Origin of the sequence: Vibrio sp. (assembly GCF_038138445.1) — a bacterium.
Lineage (GTDB): Bacteria > Pseudomonadota > Gammaproteobacteria > Enterobacterales > Vibrionaceae > Vibrio.
The window spans coordinates 35,075-44,765 of the sequence record NZ_JAYQDQ010000028.1 but is presented as its reverse complement, the minus strand read 5'-3'; the positions used below and the strand labels follow the sequence as shown (position 1 = coordinate 44,765).

The 9,691-nt window shown below is 41.2% G+C and carries 6 protein-coding genes and 1 pseudogene; 6 read left to right on the top strand and 1 reads right to left on the bottom strand.

Features of this window, described 5'->3' with window-relative positions; translation table 11 throughout:
- Positions 1-57 precede the first annotated feature (57 nt).
- The 5 genes and pseudogenes from AAFM34_RS09775 to AAFM34_RS09755 all read left to right on the top strand — a co-directional run.
- Positions 58-1,590, top strand: coding sequence for a Mu transposase C-terminal domain-containing protein (locus AAFM34_RS09775; protein WP_341662307.1), 1,533 nt, complete (start codon positions 58-60; stop codon positions 1,588-1,590).
- Positions 1,587-3,224: an AAA family ATPase gene (locus tag AAFM34_RS09770; protein WP_341662305.1), complete on the top strand. Its 1,638-nt coding sequence runs from the start codon at positions 1,587-1,589 to the stop codon at positions 3,222-3,224. Before AAFM34_RS09775 ends, AAFM34_RS09770 begins: the two co-directional genes overlap by 4 nt.
- Positions 3,225-4,715 (top strand): TnsD family Tn7-like transposition protein, encoded by a 1,491-nt coding sequence (locus AAFM34_RS09765; protein WP_341662303.1) that lies wholly within the window; start codon positions 3,225-3,227, stop codon positions 4,713-4,715.
- A 10-nt stretch (positions 4,716-4,725) separates the two neighbouring features.
- Positions 4,726-6,324: a Tn7-like element transposition protein TnsE gene (locus AAFM34_RS09760; protein WP_341662301.1), complete on the top strand. Its 1,599-nt coding sequence runs from the start codon at positions 4,726-4,728 to the stop codon at positions 6,322-6,324.
- Between the two features lie 511 nt (positions 6,325-6,835).
- Positions 6,836-7,312, top strand: a pseudogene (locus AAFM34_RS09755) (GNAT family N-acetyltransferase); the annotation flags it as partial.
- Positions 7,313-7,618: 306 nt separating this feature from the next.
- On the opposite strand, the gene AAFM34_RS09750 reads toward AAFM34_RS09755, so the two are convergent.
- Positions 7,619-8,038, bottom strand: coding sequence for a VOC family protein (locus tag AAFM34_RS09750; RefSeq protein WP_341662299.1), 420 nt, complete (start codon positions 8,036-8,038; stop codon positions 7,619-7,621).
- 231 nt (positions 8,039-8,269) lie between these two features.
- On the opposite strand from AAFM34_RS09750, the gene AAFM34_RS09745 reads away from it, so the two are divergent.
- The gene (locus AAFM34_RS09745) at positions 8,270-9,679 is read left to right on the top strand and encodes a flavin monoamine oxidase family protein (protein ID WP_341662297.1); all 1,410 of its coding nucleotides are present in this window, start codon (positions 8,270-8,272) and stop codon (positions 9,677-9,679) included.
- The last annotated feature ends 12 nt before the right edge of the window (positions 9,680-9,691 follow it).

Here is a 9,691-nt window from a genome sequence, read left to right as displayed (position 1 = left end):
GATTAACATTGATTGTCTCTCAATTAAGTGTCCTGTTTCATTAGACCAGTACAGTATTTGTTGACTGACAAGGGTTATTCTTTTCCGAACGCCCATCGGCGCTTTAAAGATCGATACCAGACTTATTTTCCTGATGTTTCAGAGGAAGAAATTCCAACCAATTGGCAAATGAAATATTTCTATCAGCGTGAATATACGCAAGTGGAAAAAATAAAAAACCGATCCAGTCGCAACGCATATAACAAAGACTTTCGTCCTTTGACAGGAACAGCCACCATGAATGCTCTGGGGCCAGGTTCTCGCTTTGAGATTGATGCAACGATAGCAGACATTTATGTCGTTTCTGATGTAAACAGAAGCTGGATAGTAGGGCGGCCTGTGGTTTACATTGTCATTGATGTGTTCAGTCGATTAATTGTTGGCTTCTACATTGGTTTTGAAAATCCGTCCTATGTCGCGGCTATGCAAGCATTACAAGTTGCGATGACCGATAAAGTAGACTTGTGTAGTCAATTTGATTTAGATATTGAATCTAAAGATTGGCCCGCGATTGGTTTGCCAGACGCTATTTTGGCTGATAGAGGAGAGCTACTGGGGTATCAGATAGAATACTTAGAAAAAAGCTTTTCTGTCAGACTTGAAAATACACCGCCGTTTCGGGGAGATGCTAAAGGAATCGTTGAGCGTAACTTCAAAACGTTGCAAGCCGATTTCACCCCGTTTGCTCCTGGGTTCGTAACAGGAAATAAAGTCAAAAAGCGTGGTGGTAAGGATTATCGTCTTGATGCCAAGCTATCCATTTCTGATTTTAAAGAAATTATTCTTTCATCAATTCTCTATCATAATCAATACGATGTATTGAAGAAATATGACCGCTCTGCTGATATGCCTGTTGAGCTGCCTTCAATACCACTAGAGTTGTGGAATTGGGGCATTCAAAATCGTACTGGTCGTTTGCGCTCTGCTCCTGAACAATCAGTTAGGTTGAGTTTGCTCCCCAGAATCGAAGCTACGGTCTCCACGTTGGGAATATGCCTATTTGGTATCTATTATACCTGCCAAGAAGCTATTGCAGAAGGCTGGATGCATCGGGCTAAAGAAGTGTCTCGACCAGAGAAAGTCTTGGTGGCATACGATCCTAGTTTAGTGGATGAGGTTTACCTATTTCCATGGAAAAGCAGTCGCGAACATTGGCTGTGTAAACTATCTGCTCGGTCTAGAGAGTTCGTTAACTGTTCCTTTTGGGAAGTATGGCAACGTCAAGAACAGAAAAAACACACCACTGCTCAAAGTAAGGTGCGGGCTGAAAAGCATAAACGTGAACATGAGCGCAGGGTCGCTGAAAAAATACACGATGCGGAAAAGTTGAGCCCTGATTCATCAAGAACGTCTAATAGTGAACGCCTTTCCAGTATTCGCTCAAATCGAAAAGCTGAGTTGCACAAAGAACGGGAAGGTAGAAAGCCTACACCTAAAGTTGATGTGAAAGACACGGCAGAGGTGATTTTTTTGCACGATAGTCCCAAGGATGATTATAGCTATCCGAGCTATGTTGATGAGCTGTTCGACGAAGAGGATGATAGCGAGTGAGTTTGCCTATCGAGTACGTAACAGCGCAATATCAGGATACTGGCAATCCTTCATATAGGGGGAATCCTTTCATCGAAGCACTGCCTCCTATTATGGAAATTAGGCAACTTAAAGAAGGGTTGGAAGGTAAAGTCGATTTTTCATTAAAGCATTTGCAAGATAAACCTCGACAGCGAGCGCATATGGTCGCAGCGTTACTGGATGACTTCTTTCAGCCACTATCTCAGCATGTATTATTGGAAGAGCGTATTTCAATCATGGTACGCCGTGGTTATGTCAGTCGAAACCTTTTAGATGGTTCGCTCAATGAACATCTGCAAAATGGTTATCAGAGAGTGATGAGTGGTGACCTACAAAGTTATAAGTTTAGGAATGTGCTAACAACAGCAACCTGTTTGTCTCTGATTGGCTGTTCTGGCAGTGGTAAAAGCTCAACTCTTGATAGAATCCTAGCGACATATCCTCAGGTTATTTATCACGAAAACTATAATTTTTTCCAATTGAGCTATCTAAAAATCGAGTGCCCTAACAATGGTTCGCAGCAGAGCTTGTGCCTTAATTTTTTTAGAGAGGTCGATCGGAGGTTAGGGACAAATTATGAGAATACTCATGGTCGCAGGCGTCACGGGATACCAACGTTATTGGCTTTAATGAGTCAGGTTGCGAATGAACGCGCTATTGGTGTACTGGTCATTGATGAAATTCAACGCTTGAAAATTCGCAAGGCCGTTGGGCGAGAGCAAATGCTGGAATTTTTTGTTGAACTGGTGAACACGGTTGGGATACCGGTGATATTGGTTGGTACACCGAAAGCCCGACCATTGTTTGAAGTTGAGTTACAATCGGCAAGACGAACCACGGGTATAGGCTCTCTTTATTGGCAGCCCATGCCCCAATATCCTGAAAATCCGAACACCAAAAGCGAATGGGTTGCTTTTACGAATAAACTCTGGAAATACCAGTGGCTCAATCGGCGTGATGAAGTCCTTACCGATGAAATCAGAGATTGTTGGTATGAATTATCTCAAGGGGTTTTGGATATTGTTGTTAAGCTGTTTGTGTTGGCTCAGCTCAGAGCCATTGCCTCAAAACTAGAACGCATTACGGTTAAACTGTTGCGGTCAGTTTACGACGATGAACTAAAGCCCGTTCATCCTATGCTAGATGCGATCCGTCAAGGAAGTCCAGATTTAATAGCTAAATATTCTGATTTGCGAGTGGAAGATATTGATAAGCGCCTACTTAGCCTACAGCAGAAAATTAATCAGATCCCCAAAGAGCCTGAATTACCTTTTGGTCATATCGAGCAAGCAATGCGGCTATATAATTTGCTCCTACAAACAGGGTGTCAATCTAAAATACTTATCCCACTTGTTGAGAAAATTTTCCGAGAACAGCCTACGTTAACATTGCGTGAAATGATGCCTTTGATATTGGATTGGTATGATGAGGATAAACAGAAACCAAAATCGATGATCAAAGCACGTAAACAGACATTGATTAAACGATCTGATTGGCCATGCCTTGGTAGTAGTGACTTGCGCTTTGTTTATTCACAACTCGATCAAAAAGAAGATATGTACAGTGCAATGAAGGACTGCCATCTTGTCTTGGATTTAAAAAAGGTGAGCTAAATGCTTGGCTTACCCATTCTGTATCCAAATGAATTGATATATAGCCTAGTGGCAAGAGCCAAAGTTCATAGTGGTATTACATCACCTAAACGATTACTTGATGAAATTTATGCAGATAGAAACCTTATTGCTACAGTTGATTTACCCAGTCACCTAGCTGAAATATCGAGGCAATATTCGGTAGCTTTAAACATCACGGTTCCTTTACTGATATATCGTCATACTTTGTTTCCTTTATATGCCCCTTTTATAGAAGAAAAGAGAAGACTAGCGGGTATCCGTTGGATGGAAAATCAGTCTAAGGGGAGAATTCATCTAAGTTTTGGGGTTGCTGCATCGTTAGTTAAGCAGCCCAATCAACTTCGGTATTGTCCCAAGTGTTTTGATGAGCAGATCGCACAATATGGTGAGAGGTACTGGAAACGGAATTGGCAAGTTCCAGGCGCTACGTGGTGCTCAGCACACCAAATACCGCTGTATGAATTTTCCATCCCACTGAACTATGAACATCGACATGAATTTCATGCTGCAAGTCGTTCTGTGAAGGATAGACAGCTTCATGACCTAAAGAGGGAATCTTTGAGGTGCAGTATTATGGCTAAACAGTTGCTAGAAACTGAACCTCAAGAATCTCCCACCGTTCACCAATGGACGTGTTATTACCGAGATTTGATTGTATCTTCAGGCTGTAATCGAGGCTCAAACTTAAGTTATGGTGAAGTTTGCGATCGTATATATTCGCTCTGGCACAAAGATTGGTTATTTTACAACCACTTAGCGCTAAGTGAAAAAGAAAGCTGTTGGGTGAAGAGCATTTTAAGGAAACATCGTAAATCATTCAGCTTTATTCAGCATATGATTATTCAGTCCAGCCTTTCTGATGAATATGTTCCGTTCTCTGAGGTATTAACTCAGGTAAAGCAATATCCTGAAAAAAGTAAAGCAGTATGTCAGGTTCCTCTGTCTCAGAAGATAAACAGAAAGAAGCGTTCTAAATGGCTGACAGTATTGAAGAAGTTCGGATGTGCTCATGCGAAGTCGAGGGGTTATCTAGCCTTGTACATGTGGCTGTACCGACATGACTACATTTGGTTGATGAGAGTTAATAAACGATATCAACGCCCCATGACCTATATAAATAACCGTGTAAATTGGAACAAAAGAGATCGCTTGTTTGTTCGAAAACTTTCTAAGCTACTCGATAGTTTTGAAGAGGATCATTATTCTCCGCGTCGTTCAAGTACGTTTTTATTATCAAGGCTTGGTCTTAGAACATGGTCTCACAGAATATCGGGGAAACTACCTTTGACCAGACAATTTCTTGATAGGTATTCAGAATCAGTAGAACAGTATCAAATTCGCCGATTGACCAACCAGTACATTTCTTTTTATTTACAGAATACTGAGATCCAGAGGTGGCGTTTATTACGATCAGCAGGACTTAGTGAAGAGCGGTTGACGTTATTGGCTCAATGTTTTTATCAATGTTAATGGAAGGTGTATGGGAAACTATAGATTTAAACACATCCCTGAAGACGCAGTTATAATGGGAGTGGGCTCTTTATTTAAGAAAAATAGTAATGTTCTTTGGGGAATTAACCTCAGTTTTTCAAAAAAATTAGATCGTCCGTCGATTCCAATTGCAGGAGTCCCCTTGATTCGGCGGTATAAAACATTGAGTTATAAACAGTCGAATAAGGTAAAAGGAAAGCGGCTTAGTTTTACTGTTAATGATGCTCAACGCTGGCAGCGAAAGCGTTTAAATGAGTGCCCAGCTTTTCATTCTATGACAAATGCCAAAGACCCTCAGCAGTGGTGCTTTGAGTTTTCTGTTGATGATGGGACGTCGGTTTTTCTCCCGCAACTTGAACTGGCTCGTGTTCTTTTTTTGCATGACAACTACATGTCTAGAATATGCTTGGAGCACGGTAAACTATCATCAGACTTTAATATCACTAGTTTGGGGGAGCATTGGCAAATTAATGTAATGCCAAGTTCTAAATATCCCATAGCAGCTTATAACGATGAGCGCTCTCGTCGATTTTTGAGTTGGATATTGATCGATGCTGAGGCTAGAGCTTCCTTTGAAAGTATTCATCAAACCATGATGAGGGAGCATACGAATCGAGGGCAGTATCAATTCTGGGATTTCTCTTTTACTCCTCCTTCTTTAAACGGAACAAAAATCGAAGTTACCGGATGGCATGACTGGAGCAGCGACAGCTTTTTTGTGTGGGAAATTAGAAGAGTAGAGGACCTTCCTTCTTCAATGCCTAATGAACTGGATTTCTATCACCCAGATTTCAGAAGGCAAGTTACAGGTCAGGGAGGGGGAACTTTCTCAAGCAAGCCTCAGCGCCCAGAGGAGCATGAACTTGACGATGAAGAAGATGCCGATCCTGATAAAAAACGGGTTTCCCTTGATACCGAGTCGGTTGGTTTATCATTTCTAAACCCATTCAAAACCAATCGAGTGACCGATAAAACTCGAAATGCCAGCCGTGGCAAACCGGACGAAAATGAACCTGGGGAGCATATCCCTAATAAGCTATCCCCCAATGGTGATAGTATAAAGGGGACAATTGCAGGAGCTGATTATGATGTTCTTAATGATGAAAGTGATGATGCTCATTTATATGCGAGTAAGTTTGACATCTTCTTTCAGGTGGTTGATAGACTAGAAGCAAATCATGAATGCAAAATTTATCGTTATCCGATACGAAAGTTGCCTAAACTTGCACGCTGCACTAAACATATGATGGCAGATGACTTGAATCCTAGATGTATGGCCGTCATTAAAGTGACCTATAAGGGAGAAATATTTCATTTGATTGAAGTGGATACGTCGGATGCAAAAAAATCGATTTCGACCATGGTCTTAAAGTTGAAGGATAATAGTGCTTTAGAGGAGCAAATTGGGGAGTTAGAAATACGACTGCTGAAAAAATCACTATCTTGGCCGCGTGACTACATCTCGTTAATTTGTGGTGAGGGCAACTTTAAAGGAATCTCCCACCCATCATGCAAGCATAAAGGCTTCATTGATCCTGCCGATATCGATAAGTGGGCTGGATGGTTTAAAGTATGGCTGGACAATTGATTCTAGTATGAAACTTTAATACTCGTAATATCCCCTTCTGAAGTGAGTAACTACGATTTAGTATGATACTTTATTTTTTTTAAGCCTCTGTTGAGTACCGTAGAACCTAGCCTGACACGGTTCTTAGTATGAAACTTTATTCCTCTCCTACAGTTTGAGTGAGAGGAATGACTCATCATACAATATGGCAGCGTTGATATCGATACGCTGCCATTTCTTAATCGTAATGCCTCAAAACTATTTAGGACAAAAACGCTATAAAATTAAGGGACGTGCGTTTTCCCTACCAAAAGTTATCTGAAGTTAGTAGTTGCCAAAATTATACGCCACAGAGTGCTCAAACTCGTTTATTGGTTCCTATTCCATTGATTTGTATTTGAAAGTTAATAATAAATAAGGCATTGTTGCACCATAAAATATGGACAGTTGCTGTTATAGAAAGCGTTGGGCGAATGGAGGCATGATGAACTTTGAGAATGAAGCTTTTAGAGTCAGATAGCTTCGAGAAACTGACGCAGACTCGTTGTTTAGTTTGTACTCCGGCTCAATTTCTTCCGCAAAGTACATTTCGACATTACCTCATGACACGGTGGGAACGACGCTCGCAAAAATTAAGCAATGGAGAAACTCCTATTTGGAAAGAGCTCCTAAAGTACTAGTTTATGGCGTTGCGGAAAGCCAAAATGACTTTGTGTTTGGGGTAGTTGTGTTTGTATTCAACGAGCAGCATGCTGAGATTCATTTTGGTATATCAGACAAATTTAGTAATCGCGGAATTTCGACGCAATTGTGTCGTACTGGCTTGGAGTACTTGAAAAACTTGGGCATCAAGGAAGTAAGGACAAATCCCTTTGTTGGGCACTTGGCAAGTGTAAAGGTTTTAGAAAAATCAGGTTTCCCAAATCATGGAACGCTGAAAAACTATGCGCATTTTCCTACTTTAGGGGATGGTCTTTTTGATTGTGCAGATATGCGTATAAGTCTTTGAAATTTTTTAAAAGTAAGAGTTAAGGCATTGCTAGTCAATACTAAACTCCGAGTGTTGAACAAGCATGAGTCTCCATATAATTAAATTGTGTGATCGATTTTAGAAGTGTGTCTGAGCGCAACCTTCTCACTGTTACCTACTAAGGTATTATCTTATACAGTTGTATCAAGCTAGGTAGGTGGTTGACACCTGAATCTTGATTTCTCAGCCTCCGCTGGTATCGCTTAGTTAGACTTTTTAAACACAAGTTATCTTGTTTAAAGCGCAGAGAGCATGCCTCTGCGCAACTTGTAATCTGGGTATGGCTTAGCTCGATAAATTACGCTTCTCTGGCTCATCGCTGAGATATTCTACGAACTCGACTTCAAACCCAGCAGGGTCAAGAAAATAGACATTTTTACGATAAGGCTCTTCAGCCCCGTCTTTTGCTATCGGATAACCAGCTTTGAGTAGCCGACTAATAACCGCATCGATATTATTGGTTACGTAGGCAAAGTGTGCTAACCCTACTTGGTGTCCAGATAAGTCTCGGTTCTCCCCCTCGCCATGATCACTGATCGCCAAATATTGGTAATCATCACCAAAATGTACCCAGTTTCTGGGTTTTCCAGACCAAGTACCTTGTCCTTGATCGCGGATCTTCCAATGTGGAAATGCGGCTTGGTAAAACTTCAACATATCCGCAATATCTTTTACCACCAAATTAACGTGCTCCAACTGAATCATAGTGATTTCCTTAATTTTTCGTTATCGACAAGGAGAAGCTTAAAACCTTAAGTTAAGTTGAGGTAAAGCACTAATTAACTTTTTATCGATGCTAGTACTAGTAAGTTGAAAGTTGATCTGGTTTTGGATTATTACTAGGTTTAATGATCACAAAATGAGCTAAATTTGATTAATTAACAAACCATCTGCCAATATTCTGCTGCAAAATTAAATACGCGTCAGGATGCTTACATGTTTTCTTCCTTACTAAAAAAACTCATTATTATGAGTAGTTGTTATTTTATTTCTTTTCATGCCATGGCCACTGAAGATAAAAAAGCGATTGTGATTGGAGCAGGTTTATCTGGGTTAACTACGGCTTATGAACTCGAGAGAAAGGGCTACCAAGTTACAGTCTTGGAAGCTAAAGATCGCGTTGGTGGCCGAGTGGGAACTGCAGATATGGGGAGTCAGCATGCAGAAACGGGAGGAGAACTACTTGATGACAAAAGTATTCACACAGAGGTCTTTCGTTATGCAGAAATGTTTGACGTGGAGATTGTCGATGTTGGCTATGGTGATGAAGTCGAAAAAGGGGCTTATTTTCTAGATAATAAGTTGACTCACTATAGTGACTTTGAGAAAGCCTATCCCCCAGAAGTAAAAAAAGACTTAGAACGCTTTTATACTGCTTTTGATAATTTAGCTGATAATATACCAGATTCTACCAACCCGACTTTGGCGCCAGATGCCGCTCGTTTGGATGAAATGACAGCCCAAGAATGGATTGAGAGTTTGAAACTCTTGCCTTCCGTTCAAACTTTGGCGGAACATGCAATACGTGGTGAGTATGATGAACCCAAGAATATCTCGCTACTCTGGTTATCTCATCAAGCGAAAGTCTATGCAAATGTCGATGACGAAAAAAAAGAAATTAAGCGCTTTTGGCAAGGCACTCGCGCTTTTGCCAATGCCTTTGTTGATCATATTAAAGGCCCCGTGTTACTCAACCATCCTGTAACAAAAGTAACTCAAGATGACGATGGTGTCATGGTGAGCGCGCAGGATAAGAAGTTTGAAGCCGATGTTGTGGTTGTAACGGTTCCTCTGCCAGTGTTGAACAAAATTGAATTTTCGCCAGAACTGCCCAAAGCAAAACAAGCGGCAGCGAATGACATCAATTACGGGTCTCATGTCAAAGTGTTACTCAAATACAGTAAGAGATTTTGGTTAGAGCGTGGGCTAGGGGGCGATGTGATTTCTGAGTTACCTATTGGCTGGGTTTGGGAAGGTTCTGAACGTCAAAAAGGTAATGGAGGAGTGCTGATCGCATTCACATCCGGTGACTTTGCCCGTCAGCAAAAAGACTGGACGGATAAGGAGATTATAGATAATCGGCTTGAACAGATGGAAGTGATGTTCCCTGACTCTAGTCAGTATTTTGAGTATGGTAGTGTTCATGCTTGGCACAATGATCCTTATGTTATGGGAGGCTTTGTTGCGTATGGGCCAAAGCAAATGACTCGCCATTGGAACGCTTTTTTAGAGCCTGCTGGTAAAGTGTATTTTGCTGGCGAACATACCGCCGTTGAATACGTAGGTTATCTTGAAGGGGCGGTAAGAAGCGGTATCCGTGTGGCCAATCAGATCACTAACCAATAAATAGACAAAACC